Below are 26,245 nucleotides of genomic sequence, written 5' to 3' on the forward strand. Positions count from 1 at the left end.
AAATCGAAGCTAACGCAAACGTACTAGCTCAAAGCATCAACGAGATGAGCGAGAGCATCAGGGAGCAAACCAGCGCGATAAATATGATAAACGAGTCCGTAGCCGCCATCGATAACATCACGCGCGAAAATATCTCCATAGTAAACGTCACAAACGACGTAACGGCGCAGATCGATGATATGGCTAAGGTTATCTTAGAAGACGTAAAAAAGAAGAAATTTTGATCCATCTGAAATCTAGGCGAGTAGTGATTATCTCGCCTAGATAGTCCTTCACTCGACTAAAAATCGGCCTTTTAAGCGCGATGTTGCCCCTTTTGCCGCCCAAGCCTTACTAGCTGAAGGCCAAATTTGGCTTATGAAGCGAGCAAGATTTAAATTTTAAGGCGAATTGCGATTTACTTAAATTTTACCGCCTTAGACTTTCTTAAGCTTATAAATTTCGCGCCTAAATTAACCACCTGTTTCATAATTTACGTATCGTAAATCAAGCTTTGGATTTGGCGCTTAAATTTATCAAAATAACCGCTATTTAATCAAATTCCTAGTAAAATCCACTAAAAAAATCAAGGCAAATTTATGCAAAAAAGTAAAAAAATCGCTCTTATTATCATAGGCTCGCTTGCGGGCTTGCTGCTTATCTACACGCTTGCGGGCTTTTTAGGCGTTCCTTACGCGCTAAAAAATACACTACCAGCAAAGCTAAAGGATATGAACGCGAGCCTTAGCGTGGCGGAGGCTAAATTTAACCCCTTTACCTTCGAGCTAAACGTCACGCGCCCCGAACTAAACACGACAGCGCCGCTTTTTAGCGCGGAGCAAATCGACGTCAAGCTTAAGCCTTTTTCGCTCTTTAAAAAGCTAGCAGAAGTCGATATTTTACGACTTGAAAGCCCAAGCGTAAATATCTCTAGAGATAAAAACGGCACGCTAAATTTAGCTACGTTTTTAGGTGAGTCAAACGTTACTAGCACCGAAAACAACGAAACTAGCAGCATAAATTTCGCTCTAAATAGCACAAAGATAATCGGCGGCTCGTTTGCCTACTCGGACGAGAGTTTAAAGCAGCCTTTTAGCGCCAAATTTGAGGGCATAAACTACGAAATCTCAGGCATAAATACCGAGCAAAATAGCGCGGGTAAGCACGTTTTCGACGCAAACTCCACGCTAGCGCAAAAGCTGGACTGGCAAGGCGGTATCGATCTCGCGCCGCTTCGAGTTTACGGCGAGCTTAGCCTAAAGGACTTTAATGTCAGGCCAGTCGCGATTAGTTTCATCGACACGCAAGATCTGCGCATAAATAGCGCCCTTATAAACGCTAAAACCGGCTACGAACTAAGCGCGGAGGGCGGCATTATCAAGGCTGCATTAAAAAACGCCGCTTTAAATTTAAAGTCGTTTGAAGCGCAACTTGATGGGCAAAATTTGAGCCTAGAGGAGCTTGATCTGCCTGCCATCGAGGTAAATGCCGACGTTAGTGAAAAAAGAAGCTTCGCGGCCGATATTAGTGAGATAAAATTTAAAAACACGAGCTTTAAAGGCGAGGCGCAGGCAAATTTAAACAGTCTAAATTTAAGCGGCGTCGCGCTTAAGGCCGATATAAACGAAAAGGGCGATATAAACGCCTCCGCAGCGCTCAAAACTCTTGGCGTTAGCGGGATAAATTTGACCGAAAAAAGTGTCGGCGAGATAAAGCTAAAAGACGCAAATGCAAGCGAGTTGGATGCTAAAATAAAAGGGCAAAATATCGCAGCTGGCCTAAAAAATTTGACGCTTAACGCCGCCTCCGCCCCAGTCGGTAAAAACAGTGCGGCAAGCCTAGAAAAGCTCGTTATAAACGTGCCTAAATTTACGCTGGAAAATAACGCCAGCACCGCTTCTATCGGCGAGATAAAAGCTCAAAAAATCGCACTAAAAACTAAAAATAAAGAGATCGCCGCCGTCGCTGAAATCGGCGTTAAGGACGCGGATCTAGACCTAGCCAAAACCGCGCTGCAAATAGGAAGCGTAAGTATAAATAAGCCTAAATTTACAACCGAGCTAAAAGAAAACGGCGAGCTTAGCGCTATTAGCGAGCTTGGCTTAAACGGTGAAAAAGCCTCCGCCAAAAAATCAAGCGCGAAAAAACCTGCCAAATCTCAAAAAACGGCAGAAAAAAGCAATGCCGGCAAAAATAAAAAAGCCGAGCAAAAAAGCGCTCAAGATGCAAAGAGCGGATTTAAATTTAGCGTCAAAAACGTCGCCGTTACTGGTGCGGATATAGGTATAACCCATATCTTTGAGGGGCAAAAGATAGCGCACAAATTTGACGGACTAAATGTAAATTTGCAAAATATCAGCGAAAATTTAGCTGCACCAGTGACCGCTAAAATCGACATGAAAAGCTCGCAAAAGCTAAATTTGGCTCTTAAGGGTAAAATCACGCCAGAGCCCCTAAGTATCGAAGTCGATATAAAACTAAACGACGCAAATCTGCCTCGCTACTTCGTCTACGCTAAAAACTATCTGGACGTGAGCCTAAAAAGCGGCGAGCTAAATGCCGAACTAAACGTAAAATACGCCGCGGACGCCTCCGTAAGCGGTAAGGCAAACATCGCAAATATCGAGCTTGCGGACGGCTCTGGCGATAAGGTTTTTGCCTTTAAAAACCTCAAGCTATCTAAAATTTCGTTTGCGAAAAATTTTTTAAATTTAGAGCGAGTGACTCTGAGCGCACCGTTTTTAAAAGCGCATTTAAATAAAGAACGCGAACTAAATCTAAGCAGTCTAGTGAAAAAGAGTGAGAGCGAAAGTACGCAAAATGCGGACGTAAAACAAGCCGCCCCTAAAAACGAAAAGGCCGCAGAGGCAGCAAAACAGCAGAAAAAAGAGGGCAAGTTTGACTTCGCTATCAAGAACATCCTCGTAGAAAACGGCGATGTAGACTTCTCCGACGCGTCGCTATTTATGCCGTTTGCGACTAAGATCACCAAGCTAGAAGGCGTGCTGATGGATATCGACAGTACTCGCCCTACGATGGGTACTTTTGAAGGCGTGGTCGGCAAGAGCGGCTTTAGCAAGATCGGGCTAAAGCTACTGCCGTTTGATCTCAAAAAAAGCACCGAGATAAAACTAGGTTTTAAAGATATAGATCTAAAAGACGTGACGCCGTATAGCGGGCAGTTTTTGGGCTATAAGATAGAAAAAGGCAAGCTAAATTTGACCCTAAACTACGAGGTTGCGGACTCTAAGCTAAAAGGTAGCAACATAGTAAATCTAGACACGCTAACTCTGGGCGAAAAGGTCGAGTCTAAAGACGCGGTAGATCTGCCTTTATCGCTTGCTATCTCGATACTAAGCGATCAAAACAATCAGATAAATATCGATCTGCCGGTAGAGGGCGATCTAAACGACCCTGATTTTAAATACGGCGGCATCGTCTGGGCGGCGGTAAAAAAACTTTTTGCCGATATCACGCTGGCTCCGTTTAGATTTTTAGGAAATGCGCTGGGGCTAGGCAGCGAGGATCTAAGCACGATCGACTTTATGGCTGCTAGCAACGAGCTCATAGTCTCCGAGCAGGCTAAAATAGGCGACTTTATCAAGCTAACGAGCGCAAAGCCTAAGATGAAGCTAAGCGTAACGCCCGTGTATGCGGACGTCGATGAAGAGGCGTTTAAAAACGAAAAGCTAAACGCTAAGATCGCTCAAACTATGGCACAAACGGGCAAGGACTATGCAGGTGCGTTAGCGATCCTAGCTCCGGGCGTCAAAGACGGCGATGAAAAAGCGCAGCGAGAGGCGGTGCTAAAGGGTATCGAAGTAGAAAAAGAAAGGCTAATAAAGCTAGCTAACTCGCGCGCGCAGGTAGTAAAAGACGCGCTGGTTAAAGCAGGCTTAGATCAAAACAGGATCGAGATCAAAAAGCCGGAAAAAACGGACGCTAAGCAAGGAGAATACGCAAGCGTGATGATGGGAGCGACGCAGTAGGTTTGCGCCAGGGTTTTGTATTTTGCCGCGCTTAGTTTGCGACTTACGGTAGAGCTTTTGCGTAGTTTTGCTTTAGCGCGCTTGCGGATGTTTTTGCCGGACTTCTGGCTTAAAGTATGACGTAGGAGAGAAATTTACCGAAGCTTTGTCGCGCGCAGACTTGCTCGGCTCATTTGTGCCTTGTTTGTTGGCAGCGCTAGCTTTAGCTTTGCAGCTTGGCTTGCTGCGGGCAAGAGCTAGCTTTGCGCGAAATTTGGCGTACGAAGCCGTAAAACCGCCTAATTTTATGTTTTTAAAAGCCGTGAATGCGGCAAAAAATGCTTCGTTGCCGCTTTTGCTCGAATTTAAAACTAAAATTTTAGATTTACTTGCCTAGTATCCAAAAAATGCCAAACGTAGCCCGCTTTACGGCCTAAACGCGTTTGTCGTCCGCGCTTTTACGTGCGGTTTTTAAATTTAGCCGCCTGCGCAAAACTGCAACCTAAAATCTAAAATTTACGCCCGCAAGTCTGAGATGCCGCCTAAATTTACTAAATTTATCCAAGCCTACTAAAAGCGCTAAAGAAGGCTGCTTACTTCCTGTGCAAAATCTCGCGCTTTAAGCTTTAGGGCTACGTAAAAATCTCAAATTTAACCGCAAAATCTACGAATTTAAGTTTTAGTTCGGTAAAATTGAGCAAAAATTTCACAAAGGCAAATCGTTATGAGAGGTTACAAAATCTTTTCGGGCACCGCAAACGTAGAGTTTTCAAAGAAAATTTCGCATTATTTATCGCTTCCGCTTAGCGAAGCTACGATCAAACGCTTTAGCGACGGCGAGATCAGCGTGCAGATCGGCGAGAGCGTGCGCGGCAAGGATATTTTTATCATCCAGCCTACCTGCGCGCCCGCAAACGTAAATTTGATGGAGCTTTTGATCCTAACAGACGCGCTTAAGCGCAGCTCGGCTAGCTCGATAACGGCTGTGGTGCCGTATTTCGGCTACGCGCGCCAAGACCGCAAAGCCGCTCCTCGCGTGCCTATCACGGCAAAGCTCGTGGCAAATATGATGCAAACGGCGGGTATCGACCGCGTCGTCACGATCGACCTTCACGCGGGTCAAATTCAGGGTTTTTTTGATATCCCAGTCGACAACCTCTACGGCTCGATCATCTTTAACGACCACATAAAAAACAAAAATCTCAAAAATCCAATCATCGCTAGCCCGGATATCGGCGGCGTCGCGCGCGCTAGAAGCGTCGCAAAAGCCCTAAATCTCGACATCGTCATCGTCGATAAACGCCGCGAAAAAGCTAACGAGAGCGAAGTAATGAACGTGATCGGCGACGTGGCGGGCAAGGACGTGATCCTGGTCGATGATATGATCGACACGGGCGGCACTATAGTAAAGGCGGCAAAGGTCTTTAAAGAGCGCGGCGCAACCTCTGTAATAGCGTGCTGCACTCACGCGGTGCTCTCGGGTAAAGCCTACGAAAACCTCGCAGATAGCGCGCTAGACGAGCTGGTAGTAACCGACACGATACCGCTACGCGAGGAAAACGAAAAGATAAAAGTGCTCAGCGTCGCGCCGATTTTTGGCGAAGTGATCAGGCGCGTGTATCATAACGAAAGCGTAAATTCGCTATTTGACTGATTTTAGGCGGCATTTTGGTCGCCGGTTTTGATTAATTTTACCCCTTGACGGCGCATGCGACGAGTCTGCGCCGTTTAAATTTTACATATCCTTTGAAACATCAAATTTAACTCCCGATTTACAACCCAAAAATTTAAATAAATTTTGGTTTGCGCCGTAAAGGTGCTGGTCACACCGCTCAAATTTGACTGCGTAAAATTTGCTCAAAAAAGACCGAAATTAAACGTAACTTTTCACGTTTTTTTCACGGAGTGAAAAGTGAAATAATTTATATTATTCAGGCTAATTTTGTAATCTTAAATTTAATCCCTACAGCCCTTAAAATCGGCATTTATCGCTAAAATAGAACTTAAATTTATATAGCTTTAAATTTGGGAAAATTTTGAAATAAAACTTAATGATAAAGGCGAAATTTAAAAGTTATTCACATGCGGCACGGCGGTAAAATTTGAATCGAAATTTAAAAGCGACCCAGAAGCCAGACTCGCAAAAAGCCTCAGTGCTCGCCCTTGTGCAGGAAATAAAGTCCCAAGCAAAGCGCCAAAATCGAGGCGGCAAGATAGGTCATCTCAAGCGGCGTGGTAAAATTTGCGTGCAAAACGCGCTGGAAAAAATTAACGATAAGCACCATGATGATGACTTTACCCAGTTTGTCTTTGAGTTCGTCTAGCGAGTGTACCTCGAGGACTTTGCTTTGCTTGGACTTCTTAAGCTCCTCGATCTCGGAAATAAATAGCTCGTAAATGCCGAAGCTAAAGATGTAAAGTACGAGCGCCATGAGATAAAGGTCGATCGCGCCCACGATTTCGCCGACGACGTTGGAGTGGAAGTTCTCGGGGTGAAAATCGCCGAAAAAGTAGTGATAGACGTCGATAAAAACCCTGCCAACGTCGTAGCTTGCTATGATAAACAGTACGATGGCTCCAAGCAAACCGAATACTACCGGAAATAGCGTGAAGGCGTTGCTAAAGAGGAGAGTTTTTTCAAAAATTTTGCGCATTGATATCCTTTGTTAAAAAATAAAACGCGTATTTTATAGTATTTTTCTTAAGGCGGGTTTATGCTGAGTAAATTGAAGACGGATTATGAGATTGGGCGAAATTTAGCCTAAATTTCGTTTTATTCAAACTCTTAGAGGCGTTTTGCGATGTTAGCGCTTTTGGACGAGGAGAAATTATCTATCGGTTTGGCGTTTAAAATAGGCGAGCGGCTAGGCTTTAGGCGCAAATAAGCTAGCTATTTTGCCTTGCCCCTACGCTTGAAGCCCGGATTTAAGAGGGCTATAAATTTAGACTAAACCAAACTTTATTTAACCGGAAGTTGTGCGAATTTGGCTCGGTATGCCGAAATTTAAAATGAGAATTTGGCGCTAATGTCGTCAAATCATGCCAAAATCCGAAGTCAAATTTACCGTAAGGCCGGGACGGATAAAGTTACAAGGCTTAATTAATTAGCCGCATGTCGGCGCAGTAACGTACGAGAGAAGGCACGTTAAATTTACGGGTCGCATACGGCGGATATAAAGACAAATGTAAGAAGTTTGCATCGAGTAAAAACCGCAGACATTTAAATCGCAAGCTAAAAAAGCCTGGACGCGCTATGCGTATTTTGCGACTGTGCCGGATAAAATTTGCCAAATTCCAAGAAAAATTCGGCAAATTTAAACAAAATGCTGGCGATTATTCCTGCATCTCTATCCATTTTTGCGCGATTCTTACGGCATTGGTCGCCGCTCCCACGCGGATCTGGTCTGCGCTGCACCATAGATGCAGGACGTTTTTGCGGTAATTGTCCGTTCGGATGCGTCCAACGTAGGTTTCGTTGGTGTCGCTTGAGATGCTTGGCATCGGGTATTTTTTCGCGGCTGGCTCATCCACGACCACGATGCTAGGCGCTTTGCGCAGGACTTCGCGAGCGGCTGCGGCGTCTACGTCTCTATCAAAATGAATCGTGATTGCCTCTGAGTGGCTGCGAAGCACCGGCACGCGCACGCAGGTCGCGCTCACTTCCATATTTTTGTGGAGGATTTTTTGGGTCTCATTGACCATTTTCATCTCCTCTTTGGTGTAGTCGTTATCCAAAAACACGTCGATGTGCGGGATGACGTTAAAGGCTAGCTGGTGTGCGAAAACTTTCGGCTCGCACTCATCAAGCTTAAACTCGAAAAACTTTTGCAGCTGCGTAACTAACTCCTCCATACCCTCTTTGCCCGCGCCAGAAGCCGCCTGATAGGTTGAGACGTCCACGCGGTTGATGCCGTACGCGTCGTCTAGCGGTTTTAAAATTTGCACCATTTGGATGGTTGAGCAGTTTGGATTGGCGATGATGCCGCGGTTTTTCCACTGCATGATATCCTGTGGGTTGCACTCGGGCACGACCAATGGCACGTCCGCATCCATCCTAAAGTGGCTGGTGTTATCGATCACGACGGCACCGCTGGCGGCTGCATATTTGGCGTATTTTTCGGATACCGATCCGCCCGCGCTAAAAAACGCTATGTCGATCTCGTGCTCGTCAAAAACCGTCTCGGTGAGCTCCACTACTTTGTAGTTTTTGCCCTTAAACTCTATCTCGATACCCGCGCTTTTCGCGCTTGCTAACGGTAGTAGCTCGCCCACCGGGAAATCCACCTCCTCCATAACGCGGAAAAGCTCCTCTCCGACTGCGCCTGTCGCGCCCACGACGGCAACGTTAAATTTTCTCATTTTAGACTCCTTTGTTTTTACTTCTTTTTACATCTCGGTCGGCAAAGACCTTGCGGCAAGCCCCTTTGGCTTAACCCGGCGCCAAAGACCCGCCTTGCTTTGCGGATTAAATTTTGTTTGCTTTTTTAAGCTGCGATCTGTCTCACGCTTAGTCTCATCGGTTGCGTCGCGCAATTAAGACCAAACTTATTTTGCGGGCTAAATTTAGGTTTTTTGGCAGAAAGTTATCCGCGACCGCTCTTATTTATTAAATTTAACTCAAATTTTACTTCTCGTCGGCTCAAATTCGCCGCTTTAATTTACTAAAACCGCACCGTATTTTCGGCATCGCCGTCTCGGCCCGGCTAAATTTAAAATTTAAGCTAAAATTTCGCTTATTTTACTCGCGTGAAGCTTAAATTTAAGCTACTTTCTGCTGCGAGCCTGCAAAAAAAGATCGCCCGGTTGTATCTCCTCGCTTTCGCTTAGGATCGCTGCTCGCTGCACGACGGAGATTAGCTCGCGGATATTGCCTGGAAAATCGTATTTTTGGAGCTCTTTTACGGCAGCCTCGGAAAAGTGTTTCGCCCCAAGGCCGAATTCGCCGCAGCTTTGCTCTAAAAAACGCTCCGCGATAGGCAAGATCTCCTCTTTGCGTTCTCTAAGCGGCGGGATGGCGACAGGAACGGTGTTTAGGCGGTAAAACAGATCCTCTCTAAATTTACCGCTTTGTATGAGTTCGGGCAGGTCGGCATTGGTCGCTGAAACGATACGGACGTCGATTTTGATGCTTTTCGTCGCGCCAAGGCGCGTGATCTCGCGCTCCTGGATCGCGCGCAGGAGCTTTGGCTGCAAATTTATAGGCATCTCGCCGATCTCGTCTAGAAATAGCGTGCCGCCGTCGGCTAGCTCAAACTGCCCCTTTTTCATCGCCGAAGCGTCGGTAAATGCGCCCTTTTCAAAGCCGAAAAGCTCGCTTTCTATCAAATTTTCTGGGATCGCGGCCATGTTTATCGCGATAAACGGGCCGTCCTTGCGCGGCGAGTTTTTGTGGATAAATTTGGCAAAAAGCTCCTTGCCCACGCCGCTTTCTCCCATCAGCATCACCGAAGCGTCCGTTTTTGCGACGCGCTTGCTTAAATTTAGGGCGTACTCAAGCGCGGGCGAGCTGGCGGCAAAATCGCTAGAATCTACGCTGGAGCTCGTGCGTTCTTCGGTTAAATTTACGTGAATATTCGGAGCTTTTTGTTTTAAAAACTCTACCCTTTTAATCGCCTCGTAAAGCATTTGCACGTCAAAAGGCTTGGTTAAAAAATCCTTTACGCCAAGACGCATACTCTCTATGGCTTTGTTTAGCGAGGCGTTGCCGGTTATGATGATGACGTCAAATTTGCCCTCCAGGCGCTTGATGAACTCTAGCCCGTCCATTTGAGGCATATTGATATCCGTAATAATTAAATCGGTATTTTCGTCCATTTTTTTGAGAGCCTCGACCGCGCTTTTATAACTTTTGATTTTTAGATCGTCGTATTCGCCAAGCGCGATTTCAAGGGACTTGCGCATATTGATGTCGTCTTCTACTATCACTATGTTCATTTTTACTCTCTTTACTTTTTGTTTTTAAAAACGCTAATGATAGCTGAATTTGGCTTAAATTTTACAGTAAAACGTACGGGAAATAGCGTAAGATCGGTTGCGGAGTTTATGTTTTTGTTGCGTTGGATGAAGCGATCTTCGACTTTAAATTTATAAGGCAAAAAGCACTCGAAAAGTTCGTTTTTGTGTAAATTTAAAAACTCTAGCGAGCTTTGAGCGGGCTGCTTTGGAGTATCTATCTCGCATAGATACTCATACTCTAGCTCGCTTAGAACCATTGCCTTTGAAAGCGCGATATCGTCGTAAACTACGGTGTGATTTTTAGTGGAGATTTTGGCCCAGAGGATAAACTCCTCCGAGCCATAGAGAAGCGCCGCAGCGGCAATCAGTAAGCAAAAATTTCTTGCCACTTGTTTTGGTCTATTTTCATTTCCATTCTAACGCGATAAAGCCCGTCTTTAAAGTCGTGCTCAACGATGGAAGCGTTTTTGATGAGGCCTGCGACCTGTGACGTGATGGTGGAGTCTCTAAGCATAGCGTCTCTAACCGTATCTTTGGAGTTTATCTTGACGCCGTAGAGTTTCTCGGCTAGTTGTCTATGCGCATCCGCGATGGCTGCGCGCTTGGCTAGAGCTAGTGACTGCGCTTGCGAAACGGCGTTGGTCGGAGCGATACCCTCGCCAACTGCACCGAATACCGCATCGACGGGTTCGATATCGTATATCATTTTTTCTTGCTTCATCACATTTCTGATATCTTCTTTATCGACCTTTTGGATGATGATATCTTGTTTTGCCGACGTGGCATCGTCGGAGGAAAAAGGGTTGTTAAAGGAACAACCGCTTGTCAAAAAGGCTACCGCGCCTAAAACCGAGAATGTAATTTTTTTCATTCTTAAACCTTTAAATTTAGTTTTTTCTTCATTTATAAATCTACTAGCAAATTGTATTCCAAAAGCACTAAATTCATTCTAAATTCTCTAGCGTCTCTTCGCCTATATCTTCGCCGTCTTCCTCGGCTTTAGGGCATTTGGCGATACTAACTACGTCGTCGCCGTCCACGTTTACTACGATGACGCCGCTGGTGTTGCGGCCTGCTTTGCGGATACTTTGCATATCGACGCGTATCATCTTGCCGCTTGAGGTTAGAGCCATCAGATCTTGTTCGTCATCGACCATTACGACGCCGATCAGATCGCCGGTGCGGTTAGTTAGCTTCATGCAGATTACGCCCTTGCCGCCGCGATTTGTTAGGCGGTATTCGTCTGCGGTGGTGCGTTTGCCGATACCTTTTTGAGATATGCTTAGTACTTCTTGTTCGTTGCTTTCGATGACGGCCGCGCCTACGACCTCGTCGCCTGCTTCTTTAAATTTAATACCCGTCACGCCGCGAGCCGTTCTGCCCATCTGGCGGACTTTGCTCAGTTTAAATTTGAGGCACATTCCCTTTTTGGTTACGATAAATAGCATCTTTTCGCTATCGTCGCTTCCTTCGGCCGCGTTCTCGTCGTTTTCTTCGCTATTTTCTTCATCGATCTGGGCTTCTATCGCTTCTATCTCGTTTATCTCGGTCTCTACGCCAAGCTCGTCAATCAGATTTATCGGCTCTTCTTCGCCTTCTACGATGAGAGCGGTCACTAGCTCGTCGTTCTCGTCCAGGTTAATAGCGCGTACGCCGATAGAGCGGATGTTTTTAAATTCGCTCAAATTCGTGCGTTTTACGATGCCGTTTTTAGTGAAAAACGCGAGCGATTTATTTTCCGCAAAGTCGGTCGTCGGAATGATCGCCTTGATCTTTTCATCGGGCTGTAGCTGGATGAGATTTACTACCGCTTTGCCCTTTGCTGTGCGGCTTCCTTCAGGGATCTTATAGACTTTGAGCCAGTAGAGTTGTCCGCGGTCGGTCACAAACATCAGCGTATCGTGGGTGTTGCTCGTAAAGAAGCTCTCGATGAAGTCGTCGTCGTATGTAGTTACCGCGACCTTTCCTTTACCGCCGCGTTTTTGCTTCTCGTACTGCTTGCTCGGCACGCGCTTGATGTAACCTCGGTGTGTGATGGTTACGACCATGTTTTCGTTAGGGATGAGGTCCTCGATGTCGATATCGTCGTAGTCGTCGACAATCTCGGTGATGCGCGGCACTTTAAATTTATTTTTTATCTCAAGTAGCTCGTCTTTGATTAGTTTTTCTAGCAATGTTTCGCTCTTTAAAATTTCATCTAGGCGCGCGATTTCAGCCATTAGTTCGGCTAGCTCGGCCTCTAGTTTTTCGCGCTCAAGACCCGTTAGCTTGCTTAGCCTCATATCAAGGATCGCGTTTGCTTGCAGCTCGCTAAGGCCGAATTTTGCCACCAACCCCTCGCGAGCGCTAGGTGTGTCGGCGCTATTTTTGATGAGCTCGATCACCTCGTCGATATTATCCAGCGCGATCTTTAAGCCCTCTAAAATATGCGCTCTAGCTCTAGCTTTTTCCAGGTCGAATATCGTGCGGCGGATGATGACTGTTTTTCTGTGATTTAAAAATAGCTTTAAAAGTTCGATTAGGTTAAATACCTTCGGTTCTTTGTTGTTTATCGCCAGCATTATGACGCCAAACGTACTCTCCATCGTCGTTGATTTAAAGAGATTATTTAGCACGATGTCGCTCATCGCGTCTCGTTTTAGCTCGATGACGACGCGGATGCCGTCCTTATCGGACTCGTCGCGCACTTCGCTGATGCCTTCTATTTGTTTTTCTTTGACCAGCTCGGCGATTTGCTCGATGAGGCGGGCTTTGTTCGTCTGATACGGCAGCTCGTCTACGACGATGACGTCTTTGTTCGGCTTTTTTTCGATGTGGGTTTTGGCGCGTAGTTTGACGCGGCCGCGTCCCGTGCGGTAGGCCTCGATGATGCCTTTTTTGCCAAATATTATCCCGCCAGTCGGGAAATCCGGCCCTTTTATGTACTGCATCACCTCTTCTAGCGTCGCGTTTTTATTTTCGAGTACTAGCAAAAGTCCGTCTATCAGCTCGTCGAGGCTGTGCGGCGGGATATTCGTCGCCATACCGACGGCGATACCGCTAGAGCCGTTTAGAAGGAGGTTTGGCACGCGGCTAGGTAGGACGTCGGGCTCGGTCTCTCTGTCGTCGTAGTTTGGGATAAAATCAACCGTGTCTTTTTCGATATCGCGTAAGATTTCTTCGGTGAGATTAGTCATCCTAGCTTCGGTATAACGCTCTGCTGCAGCACCGTCGCCGTCGATGGAGCCGAAGTTTCCTTGACCGTCGACAGTCGGATAGCGCATGGAAAATTTCTGGGCCATACGCACGAGCGCATCGTAGATGGCTAGATTGCCGTGCGGATGATATTTACCCATAGTCTCGCCAACAATACGCGCGGACTTCATATACGGGCTACGACTGCCGACTCCTAGGTTGTTCATCGCGTATAGGATACGTCTATGAACGGGCTTTAGGCCGTCTCTGACATCAGGCAGGGCGCGACCGACGATGACGCTCATCGAGTAGTCGAGGTAGCTTGTTTTTATCGACTCTTCGATGTCGACGGTTTGGATGTCTTGATTTTGATTGAGTAGATTTTCTTCCATTTTTATCCTTAAAATTTACTGCCTGATTCTAGCTTAAATTTGATAAAAACTTGCTAAATAGATACGCTTTTTCTTGGCTTGATCGGGTTAAATTTAGCCGAAATTTGGGGTTTCATTGCGCTAGTTTTAAAATGCTAAATTTTACTAAATTTATCAGTATCTCGCATCCGCAAGCGTTAGGGCAAAAAGCACCTCGCAGCCGGCTTTTTGCAGCGTCCGTCTGGCTTCGTCTATCGTAGTGCCCGTCGTCACGATATCGTCTATCAAGATAACCGGAAATTTAGGCCTTTTTAAGAGCTTAAAATTTCTCGGATTTTTTAGGCGAAAGGCGAGGTCTTTGCCGTGATAGCTGACGTTTGAGCTCGCGTGCAAACAGGTGTAAAGCGGATGGACTTCCGCACTTTTTAACGCGCGAGCCAAGATTGCCGTATGCGAGTAGCCGCTAGCCGTTTTGTCGTCGATAGGTACGGCATTTACGGGAGAGCCGAAGCTAAATTTGCTAGCAAAAATCTTAAAACTCAAATTTGCAAGCGCGCCGTAAACGAAAGAGCCGTGAAATAGGTGCTTTGAGTGGAGTAAATTTTTAACTTCGGAGTAGTCAAAAAAGCTGTAAATTTTAAAATCGCCGTCCAAAACGCGCGTCCTTGCGGGCGAGGAGAGCAGGTGATCTTTGCAAATTTTACAGATCACGCCCAGACTCAGATGCCCGCAGTTAGCGCATCTCATCAGCTTTTTAGTATCTGGATCGCCGCGCGTTTTACGATGTCTTGGAGCAGCTCGTCAAAAAAGCTCTTAAACGCGCCGCTCGTGTGGATCGGGGCAAATTTGGTCTGCTCCTGCGAGACGTTTTTGGTGATGGTCTGATCGCCTCTGTGCACCGTTATTGCAAGCTTTGCCGAGCCTTTTAGGTTGTCGGTGGAGTAGCCGCTTAGATTTGCTTTAAGCTCGACGATCCTCACGTCCACGACGATATCGCCAAAGTCGCTCAAATTTGCACCCAGGCGCTTTAGTTCGGTGCTAAGGCCGTCTTGTAGCCAGCTCTCGATGCTGTTTTGTAGCGTGACGTACTCCTTGACGTTGCCGTTGCTGCCGGTGATCGTGGCGACGATGCTTTTGTTTGCGCGAGCGTCTTCGATGCTATTTATGCGGATATTTTTTTGGTAGCCCATCTGGTTTGAGGTTGATTGATACGGGGTCAAATTTAACACCGAGCTGCGCTGCGAACATCCGCTCATAACCGCGGCAAAAAGCGCGGCGGCAATGGCGTAAAAAGCTAATTTTTTCATATTTTTCCTTTATAGTTTTGATATCTCTTCGGCGGCTTTGTTGGCAGCTTGTTTAACGAGAAGGTAGACGTAGAGATTAAAGTCCTCCGTGTCCTCGGCCTCGAGCTTGCGCACGTCTTGTCTGGTGGAGATGTTTAGCACGCGGGTTTTGTTTATGTTTTTGACTCCTAGTTTGCCTTTCATCGCCGCGCTTAGATACTGCGACGGCTCACTATACGACGCTGCGTAGTCGGTAAATGCAAAATCCACGCGGTACGTGTACGGCGAGGTCTGGCTATCCACGACCATGATGCCGCGATTTAACAGCTCGTCTTGTAAGAAAAGATGAAAAAGCCTCTCAAGACGCTCTTTTGGATAGAGCATTTTCGCGCCGTTTTTGGAGATAAATTTTATACCGCTATCCGCTGCTCTTTCGTCGGCTATTTTGTGGATATAGACTTTTTTGATGGCCGCGTTCGTGTCGATCCTGCTTTGAGCGATGCAGCATTTTATCGCGACGTCGCTGGTGTAGTCCGTGCCGTTTATCTTGATGTCTTGGCCGCCGCTAGCGCATGAGGAGCAGTCTGCTTTGATACGCATCACCTCTTTGTAGCCTTTGGCGTTGCCCTCGTTAGTTTGAGCGACCTCCGGTGAGCTCTCGAAAAGCCCGAAGCATCCCGTAAAAAGGAACGCCGCAAATAAAAGTATAAAATTTTTCATAAAAATCCTTTCGTAAATTTTACATCGCGCAAGCAAAATTCTATCCAAATTTGAGATGAATTTCCAAATTTGCGTAAAATTTGGGGGAAATTGGAAATTTGTGTAAATTTTATTAAATTTGATTTTTGAGATTTTAAAAGCGGAGATAATGTCAAATTTAGCATTTTAACGGTGCGGGTCTGGGCGAGTCAAATTTGCAAATTTGAACTCAAATTTGACCGTGAGATAATAAATAAGCAGCTGCGAGCGCAGCAAAAACGCTCGCAAAACGCCGCTAGTCTATCTTTAAAACGCTTAAAAACGCCTCTTGCGGCAAATTTACCTTGCCGATGGCTTTCATGCGCTTTTTGCCCTCTTTTTGCTTCTCAAGTAGCTTGCGCTTACGCGTGATGTCGCCGCCGTAGCACTTGGCGGTTACGTTTTTGCCCATTGATTTTACGGTTTCGCGCGCGATGACTTTGTTGCCGATGCTGGCTTGAATAGCCACCTCAAAGAGTTGGCGCGGCACGATCTCTTTCATCGCTTTGACGAAGTCGCGTCCTTTGGACTGGGCTTTACTTTCTGGCACGATGATGGAGAGCGCGTCCACGGTCTCGCCCGCGACCTTGATATCAAGCTTCACTAGATCACCCACGCGGTAGTCGCTAGGCTCGTAGTCAAAGCTCGCGTAGCCTTTGGTGCTCGATTTTAGCTTGTCGTAAAAGTCCATCACGATCTCGTTCATCGGGATGTCGTACTCGAGCAGCACGCGCTCGGGCGTGATGTAGTCCATTTTAGTCTGCACGGCTCGGCGGTTGTTTAGTAACGTGATGATGTTGCCCAAAAACTCGCTAGGCGTGATGATCGTGGCTTTGACGTAGGGCTCTTTGATATGCTCGATTTTATTGACCGGCGGGAGCTGGCTAGGGTTTTGGATGCGTAAAATTTGACCGTCGGTTTGTACGACTTCGTAGGTGACGGTCGGAGCCGTGGCGATGAGATCGAGGTCAAATTCGCGCTCCAAACGCTCCTTGATAACCTCCATATGTAGCAGCCCTAAAAATCCGACGCGAAAGCCAAACCCAAGCGCTACCGAGGTTTCCGGCTCGTAGCTAATTGAGCTGTCGTTTAGCTTGAGTTTATCCAGGGCGTCGCGCAGATCTTCAAATTTATCCGTTTCGATCGGGTAAAGTCCTGCAAATACGAACGGTTTAGCCCGCTCAAAGCCTCCGACGGGCTCTTTTACGGGATTACGAGCTAGCGTGATCGTGTCACCCACCTGCACGTCGCTCACGTTTTTTAGCCCCAGCACCACTATGCCGACCTCGCCCGCGCCCAAATTTGCCGTTTTTATCGGCGCGATCGGGTTTGGATACATGAGATCTAGCACGATGTGCTTTTTGCCCGTGCCCATGACTAGGATTTCGTCGTTTTTCTTTAGCTCGCCGTCATAGACGCGAACGAGCGCCAGCGCGCCTAGGTAGTTGTCAAACCAGCTGTCGTAGATGAGCGTTTTTAGCGGTTTTTCCGCCTCGCCGCCGGGAGCCGGGATACGCGTGATGATAGCTTCTAGCAGCTCTTTGATACCGATGCCGCTTTTTGCGCTGACCTCGATCGCGCCGCTACAGTCAAGCCCTATAACGTGCTCGATCTCGTTTTTTACGCGAGCGGGATCGGCGGCTGGGAGGTCGATTTTATTTATGACCGGGATGATTTCGAGGTTGTTATCTAGCGCGATATAGACGTTTGCGATGGTTTGCGCCTCTACGCCTTGACTGGCGTCCACGACGAGCAGCGCGCCCTCGCAGCTAGCCAGAGAGCGGCTCACCTCGTAGCTAAAATCCACGTGGCCCGGAGTGTCGATCAAATTTAGGACGAAGTTTTCGCCGCCGAGCGCGTAGTTTAGGCGCACGGACTGAGCTTTGATCGTGATGCCGCGCTCTTTTTCGATGTCCATCGTATCCATGATTTGCGAGCTCATTTCGCGGTCGCTGACGGCGCCGCATTCCTGAATGAGGCGGTCTGCTAGCGTACTTTTGCCGTGGTCGATGTGAGCGATGATGCTAAAATTTCTGATGTTTTTCATGAAATCCCTAGTTAAATTTTGGGCGATTGTATAAAAATTTTCGTTAAAGTAGAGTAAATTTAGCTTTCGTTAAACGGGTGGCGGCTTGAGGCGGGAGATTTGGAGTAAATTTTGACGCGTATTCGGTTCGTAAAATTTAACGTAAATTTTGAAGTTTTTCGCGCACGGCGCAAATAACGACGCAAAGCGAATACAAAAAATAAACATACGCCGCCAGTGGAGCAAAAGCTACGAACCCTGAGGCGTAAACTAGAGCGCTTAGGCCGTATGTCGCGTTTGCGAGCGCGGGTATATGATACGTCCAAAGCTCAGGCTTTTCAAAAGGAGTGTCGATAGCGTTGAAATACAAGGTTAAATTTAGCGCGAGCAGTAACAAAAATATATAATTCTTTTTCATAAAAGGAAAAGCGGCGCAAACCAAGGCTACCGCGAAATTTAGCGCGATAAGAAAACCTATATAATTACCGTTCCCGAGGGCGCAATGCAGGGCGAAAATCACGACTAGTATATATTTTTTCATCTAAATTCGCCCCTTTTATAAAAATGCGTCAATTTAAATTTTAGCAAAATTTATTCGTTTCGGGCTGCGGATTTGATTTGATATGCTAGATCGCGAAATTTCGCCCCAAATTTGCCCAAATTTCAATGACTATGCCCTAAATGCCCGCCCGTATCGCTTGATCTTACTTCGCAGATGAGTTCGTCAGCGCATTCGTTGTCGCTGCTCTCAAGCTGCAGCGTCGTGTGCGTGATGCCCAGGTGCTCCATTTCGTGCGATATTTCGGCCATGATCCGCTCCGATTCGCGCACACTTAGCTCGCCGCTGACCACGATGTGCGCCGTGAGCGCGTTTGCGCCGCTTGTTATGCTCCAGACGTGCAGGTCGTGCACCGAAAGCACGCCATCCACGCCCCTGATCCGCGCGACGAGCCCGTCCAGGCACACGCCATTTGGCGAGCCCTCCATCAGGATGTTTAGGCTCTCTTTTAACACGCCCCAGCCGCTTTTTACGATGAGCGCGGCTACGAGCAGGCTAGCCGCCGCGTCCGCCCAGCCCCAGCCAAAGCACATCATCGCCAAAGCCGCCGCGATCGCGCCCACCGAGCCCAGGGCGTCACCCAGCACGTGCAGGTAGGCGCCGCGCATATTGACGTTTTCTCTCACATCGCCGCCGCGCAGCATGTATAGCGCCACGACGATGTTTACGGCAAGACCCAGCGTGCTGATGGCGAGCATGCCCGCGGTGGCTACTTCGGGTGGGTTTTGCAGGCGCCGCGTCGCCTCGATGACGATCAAAACGGCGATGACGATGAGCGTGACGGCGTTTATCGTCGCGGCTAAAATTTCGATCCGCCTGTATCCGAAGGTCTTTTGCAGATTGCCTTTGCGTTCACCGAATTTAAACGCAAACATCGAAAGCCCGAGCGCCGCGGCGTCTGAGAGCATGTGTCCGGCGTCCGAGAGCAGGGCGAGCGAGTTCGTCGCCAAGCCGCCCGCGACCTCGATCAGCATAAAAGTGAATATAATCAGGAAAGAATTTCTCAAAACGACCTTGTTTGACGCGTGCGAATGCGCGCAATGGGCGTGATTTTCGTGCATTTTGACCTCGCTTTTGGGCAAATTTTAGTTAAATTATACCTCAAAAAAGCGCTTAAATTTTATCTATATCGCCTTCTAGTCCGGCATCTACGCGCTTGCCTATGTCTTTTAGCTTACTAAACTCTTCCACAAGCCTCGGCGCGTCGTCAAGGCTGATCACAAACGTCCATAGGTAGGTGAGCACCGAGTAGATGTGGCCTGCGTTTGCCTGCTTGCTTGAGAGCAAAAATATCGCCAAGCTAAAAATCGCCGCCGCGCTCGCGCCGATGATGAAAAAGCTCATCGCCTCTCTGTTTGATATGCGGATACGAAGCTTTGAAAGTACGTCGTAGTGGCGCTTTAGCGTGCGCTCGTCGCCTACGCTTATGCGTCCTGCCTCGCGCTCTAGCTGGTTGTTTAGCTTGAGATACAAGCGGTCGTTTTTGGCGATGTATTTGGGTAGTAAAACTCCAAAAACCGCGAGCAGGGCAAAAACTGCCAAACCTACGTAGAACTCGATAAATAAAAGCATGATCGCCGAGCCGAAAATCGAGACGACCGAGGTAAAAAACACGGGAAAATGCTGCTCGAAAAAATCCACGAATTCGCGAGATAAATTTGCTCTTGCGATTACGGCGCTTTCGTCTTTTGCGGCTCTTTTTTCGTTCATTATCACGCTTACGGCAAGTCCTGCATATATCCTAGTAAATACCTGCGTATCCACGCGCCGCCTAATCGAGCCAAGCCCCCAACCCACAAACACCATGCACGAGTAGCTAAGTGCCAAAAGCGTGTCGCCCGCTACAATGGCGTTTATGGCGATGCCGGCTAGTATGGGATAGACGAGAAATAGCCCGTTTTCCGCCAAAACCAGGCTAAACGTCAAGAATAGCTTTTTAAAATTTTTCTTTGCGATGAGCGTTAGCGTCTTAAATGCGCTATTTTGCATAAAATTCCTTTGTTTAAAATCGCGCGGATTTTAGCTGATTTTAAAATTTACGTCAAATTTTGCAGAATTTTTTGCTGTAACTCTTGACATTACAACAAAATTTTATTATACTTCATTCATCGGTTGTAAGTTATAGTATTACAACAAAAAATTTCTTAAGGAGAAAAAGATGTCAAACTACAAGATCGTTTCGACGAAAAACGAACCGAGAGTCGAGCTAAAAGACGCTCTAAATTTAAGCGGCTGCGAGCTTTCTATCAATGAGCTTCCAGCAAACGCGAGCGTGCCATTCGTGCATTCGCACAAGCAAAACGAGGAGCTTTATTTGGTGCTAAAAGGCGGCGGCGCGCTTTTCATCGACGGCGAGGAGAAGGCGGTGGGCGAGGGCGACGCGGTCCGCATCGATCCGGCTGGCAAAAGATGCTTCAAAGCGGGTGCGCAGGGGATGAAGTTTATCTGTATCCAAACTAAACGCGGCAGCCTGGAGCAGTACACGATGAATGATGGCGTGATAAACGAGGACGTAAAGCCTAGCTGGCTGTAAATTTACGCGGCAATAAAAACAAATCAAATTTAAAGGAGAAACAATGAAAGTAGCAATCATCGGAGCAAACGGAAAATCAGGTTCAAATTTGGTGCAAGAAGCCTTAAAACAAGGGCATGACGTAACGGCTATCGTGCGAAACAAAGAGTATAAAAACAGCGACGTAAAAGTCGTTTATAAAGACGTTTTTGAGCTTAGCAAAGCCGATTTAGAGGGCTTTGACGCCGTTATCAGCGCATTTGCGGCATGGACGCCCGAAGCATTCCCGCTTCATAAAAAGGTAGCAAAACACCTCGCAGACGCGCTTAGCGGTACTAAAACGAGGCTGCTCGTCATCGGCGGCGCAGGTACGCTATACGTGGACGATAAAGGCACTATGGCTATGGATGCGCCTGACTTCCCGTCCGAGTATATGGGCGTCGCAAAGGCTACGGCGGAGTCGTTTTTCGAGCTAAAAGGTAGAACGGACGTGCTCTGGACATACGTCTCGCCTGCTGGAGACTACGACGCAAACGGCGCTCGCACGGGCAAATACAACCTGGGCGGCGATAATCTAATACTAAACTCCAAAAAACGAGAGCTACATCAGCTACGCAGACCTAGCGCTTGCGGTCATAGACGAGCTAAAAAACGGCGCCTTCGTGCAAAAACGCTTTACCGCAGTCGGCGAGAGGGTGTGAGCTTAAAATTTTGCGTAATTTAGCTAAAATAAGGCCGCGCAAAAAGAACGCGCGGCTTTTAAATTTAAACCAAGGCTGATTATGCAAATAGGACAAAAATTTTCCATCGCTATCCATATCCTGCTTAGCTGCGAGTTTTTTAAGGACGAGAAAAACACGAGCGAGTTTTTAGCCGGTACCGTCGGCACGAACCCCGTCATCGTGCGAAATATCATTAGGCTTTTAAAATCGGCAAATTTAATAAACGTAAGCGCAGGCACGGGCGGTGCGAGTCTGGCTAAGAAGCCTGATCAAATCACGCTTTTTGATATATTTTCGGCGGTAAACGAGGGCGAAAACGACATCTTTAAAATCCACAAAAACTCGCCGCCGCCTTGCCCGCTAGGAGGCAGGATCGAGGAGCTTTTGGCGCCTAAATTTAGCTCCGCGCAGCAAGCGATGTTTGATAGCTTGGCGAGCGTAAATTTGCAAAATTTGCTAGACGAGCTTAGCGTAAAAAGCGTCGCTGAAATTTAAATTTACGTCAAACTTTTTCTTTGTTTTCTAATAAATTTATATATTTTAAAATATAATTCGTAAATTTAATCAAAGGAGTTTCAAAGTGGAAGCAGACGTAAAAACCGTCAAATCAAAAAGCCTAATCAGAAGGTATTTTGAGATAAATTTGCTCTATAAAATTTTAGCCGGGCTGATTTTAGGAGCGGTATTTGGCGCCATATTTCAAAACGCAACCGGCGCTATCGAGATACTAAAGCCGTTTGGAGATATATTTATAAGACTGCTTAAGATGATCATCGTACCTATCGTTACTGCTTCGCTCATAGTGGGCTGTAGCTCGATCGCACCGTCTGATCTGGGTAGGGTAGGGGCAAAGGTGCTGCTATTTTACCTTGCGACCTCGTTTTTTGCGATACTTATAGGCCTTGGCGTGGGGATATTTTTAGAGCCCGGAGCCGGCCTTGGTATCACGGGTGCGGCGTCTGCGCAGGCCAAAGCGGCTAATGCGCCTTCTATGTCGCAAATTTTAGTAAATCTTTTCCCGACTAACCCCATAGAAGCGATGGCAAAGGGCGAAATTTTACAAATCATCGCCTTTAGCCTATTTTTCGGCGTCGCGCTTTCGTTTGTAAAAGACAGCAAGGACGAGAGGCTAAGTAAACTGGGTCATCTCATCTACGACGTATTTGACGGGATAAACCACATAATGTTTAAAGTCGTTGGTTGGATAATGCAGTATGCCCCTATCGGCGTTTTCGCGCTGATTTTTATCGTATTTTCTCAGCAAGGCGTAAAGGCTTTCGGCCCGCTGCTAGGCGTCACGATTAGTACTTATATCGGCTTTATCGCTCACGTGGCGCTGATTTTTACTTTGGCTTGCCTAGCTATAAAAATCAGTCCTTTGAAATTTCTAAATAAGGTAAAATCTCCGATGATAACGGCATTTGTTACCAGAAGCTCGGGCGGAACGCTGCCTATATCGATGAAAACCGCGGATGAAGATATGGGGGTACCTAAGCAAATTTACGGCTTTGCTCTACCTGTCGGAGCAACCGTAAATATGAACGGCACGATCATATATCTTGGCATCTGCGCGATATTTATCGCAAACGCCGTCGGAGTGCAGCTTGACATGGGAGCAAAGCTAACTATCATTCTAACGGCCGTCCTTGCCGCCGTCGGAACTGCGGGAGTGCCGGGTGCCGGCGCTATAATGCTTTTGATGGTGCTTGAATCAGTCGGTCTAAAAGTAGAGAGCGGAAGCGCCGTAGCCGCAGCATATGCGCTTATTTTAGGAATAGACGCGATCCTTGATATGGGGCGTACGTCGCTAAACGTCGGCGGAGATATGCTAGGCGCGGTTTTCGTCGCTAAAAACGAAAATAGTCTTGATATGAGCAAATGGGAGTAGTTTGCGGCTAGAATTTGGCTATAATCAGATAAAAATTTAAAAAGGATTTATATGATTTTTATCAATGCTTGTTTGAAAAAGCCCACGCCTTATACGCCCGTTTGGATGATGCGCCAGGCGGGCCGGTATCTGCCCGAGTATATGCGAGTTCGCTCTGCGGCGGGGGATTTTTTATCGCTTTGCAAAGACTATAAAAAAGCAAGCGAGGTCACGATCCAGCCGGTTGAAATTTTAGGCGTGGATGCGGCGATACTTTTTAGCGATATCCTAGTCGTGCCGCTTGAGATGGGTATGGATCTGCGCTTTGAAAAGGGCGAGGGGCCCGTTTTTTCAAATCCTATAAAAACCGCCGAGAATTTGGACGCTTTAGACGTAGAAAAGGCGGTAGAAAATTTATCTTACGTTTATGATACGATCGGGCTTACGAGGCAAAATTTAAGCGCGGACAAGGCGCTCATCGGATTTTGCGGAGCGCCGTGGACGATAGCTACTTATATGATAGAAGGCGGCGGAACTAAAACTTACGCCGTTTGCAAAAAACTGCTTTATACGAATCCGGAGTTTTTGCATCAAATTTTAGCTAAGGTCGCAGACGCTCTTACGCTCTATGTCAAGCGTCAAATCAGAGCCGGAGTAAATGCGGTGCAAATTTTTGACAGCTGGGCGGGCGCGCTGGAAGATAGCGCGTATATGGAGTTTGGCTGGAGGTATATCATGCGTATCGTAGATAGCGTCAAGGCCGAGTTTCCGGATATTCCGCTTATCGTATTTCCAAAGGGAATTAGCGGATATTTGGATCAAATTTCCGGAAATTTCGAGGTTTTAGGCGTTGATTGGAGTACGCCCTTAGAGCTTGCTAAGGCAAAGCTTAGCCCTCGCTACGTCCTTCAGGGTAATATGGAGCCTACGCGCCTTTACGATAAAAAGGCGATTGAAACGGGCGTGGAACGAATTTTGCAGACGATGAAGGGCGCGCCTCATATATTTAATCTCGGACACGGCATATTGCCCGATGTTCCGGTAGAAAACGCGAAATACTTCATCAAACTAGTACAAGAAAAAAGCGCAAGATAGCGTAAAAAGGAGGAAAAATGAACAATCTGGGTATCAAATTTAAGATCATGACGATAGCTATCGTGGGTCTTTTAGGGCTTGGCATAATGAGCGCCTACATGCTAAACAGTATCGCAAAAACTCGCGCAAAAGCCGAGTATAGCGAACAAATCGTGGATACGATCACGAATCAAAACAGCTTCATTCACGAGCTACAAAAGGAACGAGGATTTAGCTCGGGAGTACTAGCGGGCGGAGATAACGCTAAGCTACTGGCACAGCGAAAAAATGTAGACGCAGCGCTTGAAAAACTAGCCGAAAAAAGCGAAATAGCTCCCGAGCTGGCTAAAATCCGCTCCGAGGTCGATCAAAAAGGCGGCGATAATCCAATCGGCCGTATAACGAATATTTTAAGAAAAGAGGTTATCGCGATAAACGGTTATAGCGACAAACTCGAGCCTAGCCTCGTAGACGATCTAAAGCGCATCATTATCGTAGGCGAGATAAAGGAGTCTTTCGGTATCTTGCGCGCTACGCTAAACGGAGTCTTTACTAAAAAAAGCATAAGTAAAGAGGATTATAACAAGGTAGTTGCGCTAAATAGCGTCATAAACAAATTTATGCAAGACTTCGACGAATACAATCCTAAAGAATTTAGCGACGAATTTGATAATATCGCTAGGAAAAAGGCAGACTTTAACGACGCGATGAATATCATAAAAAACGTCGTAGCTACCGAGGATGCCTCTTATGATGCGCCTAAATGGTTTTCAAAGATAAGCATCTCTATAGACGCAATGAGAGAACTTGAGCTAAAGCTGCTAGAAGGTATGCAAAAGGACGCGAAGCAAATAAAAAGCGAGGCGAATACTCAGATGATAGTTAGCCTCTCGGTTATCGCGGTTTGTATCGCGCTAATGCTGCTTGCATCTATCTTAATCGGCAAAAATTTAATCTCCGGCATCGACTCGACTAAAAACGGGTTGGTTAGATTTTTCGAGTTTTTAAACAACAAAACCGATAAAGCTCAGCTTCTAAATCGCGGCGGAAGCGACGAGATCGGACAGATGTGCGCGCTAATAAACGAGAATATCAAGCAAATCGAGGCGAATTTGGCGGAGCAAAACGGATTTATCGTCGAGGCAAACGTATTCGTAAATCAAATCGGCAAGGGCAACTATGCGGCTCAGCTAAACGCAAATACCTCAAATCCGGCGCTTAGTCAGCTAAAACAGACGTTTAAAGACTTACAAATCGCTCTAAAAAACGCTATAGCGGCAAACGGCGATGAGGTGTTAAATTTACTCGAAAGCTTTAAAAAGCAAGACTTTACCAAAAGGCTTGACGATGAGGGCAAGATGGCTACCGGCATCAACGCTCTGGGCGACGAGATAGCGGGTATGCTAAGAGCAAATTTACAGCAGGCGCACACTCTTGAGGAAAAGGCGGAGTTTTTGGCTCGCTCGATGCAGCAAGTCACTCAAGGCGCTAGTTTGCAGGCAAACTCTTTACAAGAAAGTGCCGCCGCAGTCGAAGAGATGTCTAGTTCTATGAGCGCTATTAGCCAAAAGGCGCAGGACGTAACTCGCCAAAGCGAGGAGATCAAAAATATCATCGTCATAATCCGCGATATAGCCGATCAGACGAATTTACTCGCTCTAAACGCAGCCATAGAAGCAGCAAGAGCAGGCGAACATGGACGCGGCTTTGCCGTAGTTGCCGACGAAGTACGCAAACTAGCCGAACGAACTCAAAAGAGCCTAGGCGAAATCGAAGCTAACGCAAACGTACTAGCCCAAAGCATCAACGAGATGAGCGAGAGCATCAGGGAGCAAAGCGAAGCTATAAATATGATAAATCAAGGCGTAGCCGAGGTTGATGAGCTAACCAAGCAAAACGTCAGAGTCGCAAACGATACTAGCGTCGTAACCGCCGAGGTCGATAGTATGGCTAAGGCAATCGTCGAGGACGTGAGAAAAAAGAAATTTTAGCTTAAGGAAGCGGGCTGTTGTAA

21 protein-coding genes and 1 pseudogene are annotated in these 26,245 nt (G+C 46.9%); 9 read left to right on the forward strand and 13 right to left on the reverse strand.

The genetic code is table 11. The features are described 5' to 3' along the window. From QZ157_RS07805 to QZ157_RS07815, 3 genes and pseudogenes are all read left to right on the forward strand, one after another. Positions 1 to 224 (forward strand): annotated as a pseudogene (locus tag QZ157_RS07805) (methyl-accepting chemotaxis protein); the annotation flags it as partial. Positions 225 to 578: 354 nt separating this feature from the next. Beyond that, on the forward strand, positions 579 to 3,968 hold the full coding sequence (locus QZ157_RS07810; protein WP_295143987.1) for a DUF748 domain-containing protein: 3,390 nt from the start codon (positions 579 to 581) through the stop codon (positions 3,966 to 3,968). A gap of 703 nt (positions 3,969 to 4,671) precedes the next feature. Continuing rightward, positions 4,672 to 5,601 carry a ribose-phosphate pyrophosphokinase gene (locus tag QZ157_RS07815; protein ID WP_295143990.1) on the forward strand — a complete coding sequence of 310 codons (930 nt, stop codon included), beginning with the start codon at positions 4,672 to 4,674 and terminating at the stop codon, positions 5,599 to 5,601. 496 nt (positions 5,602 to 6,097) lie between these two features. On the opposite strand, the gene QZ157_RS07820 is transcribed toward QZ157_RS07815, so the two are convergent. The 13 genes from QZ157_RS07820 to QZ157_RS07880 all read right to left on the reverse strand — a co-directional run bounded on the left by QZ157_RS07820 (position 6,098) and on the right by QZ157_RS07880 (position 20,045). Next, complete coding sequence (locus tag QZ157_RS07820) at positions 6,098 to 6,601, reverse strand: YqhA family protein (RefSeq protein ID WP_295143993.1); 504 nt, start codon at positions 6,599 to 6,601, stop codon at positions 6,098 to 6,100. A 679-nt stretch (positions 6,602 to 7,280) separates the two neighbouring features. Next, positions 7,281 to 8,306, reverse strand: coding sequence for an aspartate-semialdehyde dehydrogenase (locus QZ157_RS07825; protein WP_295143996.1), 1,026 nt, complete (start codon positions 8,304 to 8,306; stop codon positions 7,281 to 7,283). Positions 8,307 to 8,711: 405 nt separating this feature from the next. After that, complete coding sequence (locus QZ157_RS07830) at positions 8,712 to 9,881, reverse strand: sigma-54 dependent transcriptional regulator (RefSeq protein WP_295143999.1); 1,170 nt, start codon at positions 9,879 to 9,881, stop codon at positions 8,712 to 8,714. A gap of 11 nt (positions 9,882 to 9,892) precedes the next feature. After that, positions 9,893 to 10,291 (reverse strand): hypothetical protein, encoded by a 399-nt coding sequence (locus tag QZ157_RS07835; protein WP_295144001.1) that lies wholly within the window; start codon positions 10,289 to 10,291, stop codon positions 9,893 to 9,895. Next, a complete protein-coding gene (locus tag QZ157_RS07840; protein WP_295144004.1) occupies positions 10,267 to 10,773 on the reverse strand; it encodes a lipoprotein required for motility in 507 nt (168 codons plus the stop codon). Before QZ157_RS07840 ends, QZ157_RS07835 begins: the two co-directional genes overlap by 25 nt. Before the next feature lie 73 nt (positions 10,774 to 10,846). Continuing rightward, a complete protein-coding gene (gyrA, locus tag QZ157_RS07845) occupies positions 10,847 to 13,468 on the reverse strand; it encodes a DNA gyrase subunit A (RefSeq protein WP_295144007.1) in 2,622 nt (873 codons plus the stop codon). A 153-nt stretch (positions 13,469 to 13,621) separates the two neighbouring features. Further along, entirely contained in the window at positions 13,622 to 14,194 is a 573-nt protein-coding gene (locus tag QZ157_RS07850; protein ID WP_295144010.1) for a ComF family protein, read from the reverse strand. Then, positions 14,194 to 14,754: a YajG family lipoprotein gene (locus tag QZ157_RS07855; protein ID WP_004321126.1), complete on the reverse strand. Its 561-nt coding sequence runs from the start codon at positions 14,752 to 14,754 to the stop codon at positions 14,194 to 14,196. Before QZ157_RS07855 ends, QZ157_RS07850 begins: the two co-directional genes overlap by 1 nt. A gap of 9 nt (positions 14,755 to 14,763) precedes the next feature. Beyond that, positions 14,764 to 15,453, reverse strand: coding sequence for a hypothetical protein (locus QZ157_RS07860; protein ID WP_295144016.1), 690 nt, complete (start codon positions 15,451 to 15,453; stop codon positions 14,764 to 14,766). Positions 15,454 to 15,727: 274 nt separating this feature from the next. Then, a complete protein-coding gene (lepA, locus tag QZ157_RS07865; RefSeq protein WP_295144019.1) occupies positions 15,728 to 17,518 on the reverse strand; it encodes a translation elongation factor 4 in 1,791 nt (596 codons plus the stop codon). Positions 17,519 to 17,654: 136 nt separating this feature from the next. Beyond that, complete coding sequence (locus QZ157_RS07870; protein WP_295144022.1) at positions 17,655 to 18,038, reverse strand: transporter; 384 nt, start codon at positions 18,036 to 18,038, stop codon at positions 17,655 to 17,657. 122 nt (positions 18,039 to 18,160) lie between these two features. After that, the gene (locus QZ157_RS07875; RefSeq protein ID WP_295144025.1) at positions 18,161 to 19,117 is read right to left on the reverse strand and encodes a cation diffusion facilitator family transporter; all 957 of its coding nucleotides are present in this window, start codon (positions 19,115 to 19,117) and stop codon (positions 18,161 to 18,163) included. Between the two features lie 52 nt (positions 19,118 to 19,169). Next, entirely contained in the window at positions 19,170 to 20,045 is an 876-nt protein-coding gene (locus tag QZ157_RS07880; RefSeq protein ID WP_295144028.1) for an ABC transporter six-transmembrane domain-containing protein, read from the reverse strand. A gap of 169 nt (positions 20,046 to 20,214) precedes the next feature. On the opposite strand from QZ157_RS07880, the gene QZ157_RS07885 reads away from it, so the two are divergent. The 6 genes from QZ157_RS07885 (at position 20,215) to QZ157_RS07910 (ending at position 26,222) form a co-directional block, all read left to right on the forward strand. After that, positions 20,215 to 20,589: a cupin domain-containing protein gene (locus QZ157_RS07885; protein WP_295144031.1), complete on the forward strand. Its 375-nt coding sequence runs from the start codon at positions 20,215 to 20,217 to the stop codon at positions 20,587 to 20,589. 43 nt (positions 20,590 to 20,632) lie between these two features. After that, complete coding sequence (locus QZ157_RS07890) at positions 20,633 to 21,292, forward strand: NAD(P)H-binding protein (protein WP_295144034.1); 660 nt, start codon at positions 20,633 to 20,635, stop codon at positions 21,290 to 21,292. A gap of 58 nt (positions 21,293 to 21,350) precedes the next feature. Continuing rightward, complete coding sequence (locus QZ157_RS07895) at positions 21,351 to 21,785, forward strand: Rrf2 family transcriptional regulator (RefSeq protein WP_295144037.1); 435 nt, start codon at positions 21,351 to 21,353, stop codon at positions 21,783 to 21,785. 85 nt (positions 21,786 to 21,870) lie between these two features. Continuing rightward, positions 21,871 to 23,178: a dicarboxylate/amino acid:cation symporter gene (locus QZ157_RS07900; protein ID WP_295144040.1), complete on the forward strand. Its 1,308-nt coding sequence runs from the start codon at positions 21,871 to 21,873 to the stop codon at positions 23,176 to 23,178. Between the two features lie 51 nt (positions 23,179 to 23,229). Continuing rightward, positions 23,230 to 24,252, forward strand: coding sequence for a uroporphyrinogen decarboxylase (gene hemE, locus QZ157_RS07905; protein WP_295144042.1), 1,023 nt, complete (start codon positions 23,230 to 23,232; stop codon positions 24,250 to 24,252). Between the two features lie 17 nt (positions 24,253 to 24,269). After that, positions 24,270 to 26,222 (forward strand): methyl-accepting chemotaxis protein, encoded by a 1,953-nt coding sequence (locus QZ157_RS07910; protein ID WP_295144045.1) that lies wholly within the window; start codon positions 24,270 to 24,272, stop codon positions 26,220 to 26,222. The last annotated feature ends 23 nt before the right edge of the window (positions 26,223 to 26,245 follow it).

The organism is uncultured Campylobacter sp. (genome assembly GCF_905372745.1).
Taxonomy (GTDB): domain Bacteria; phylum Campylobacterota; class Campylobacteria; order Campylobacterales; family Campylobacteraceae; genus Campylobacter_A.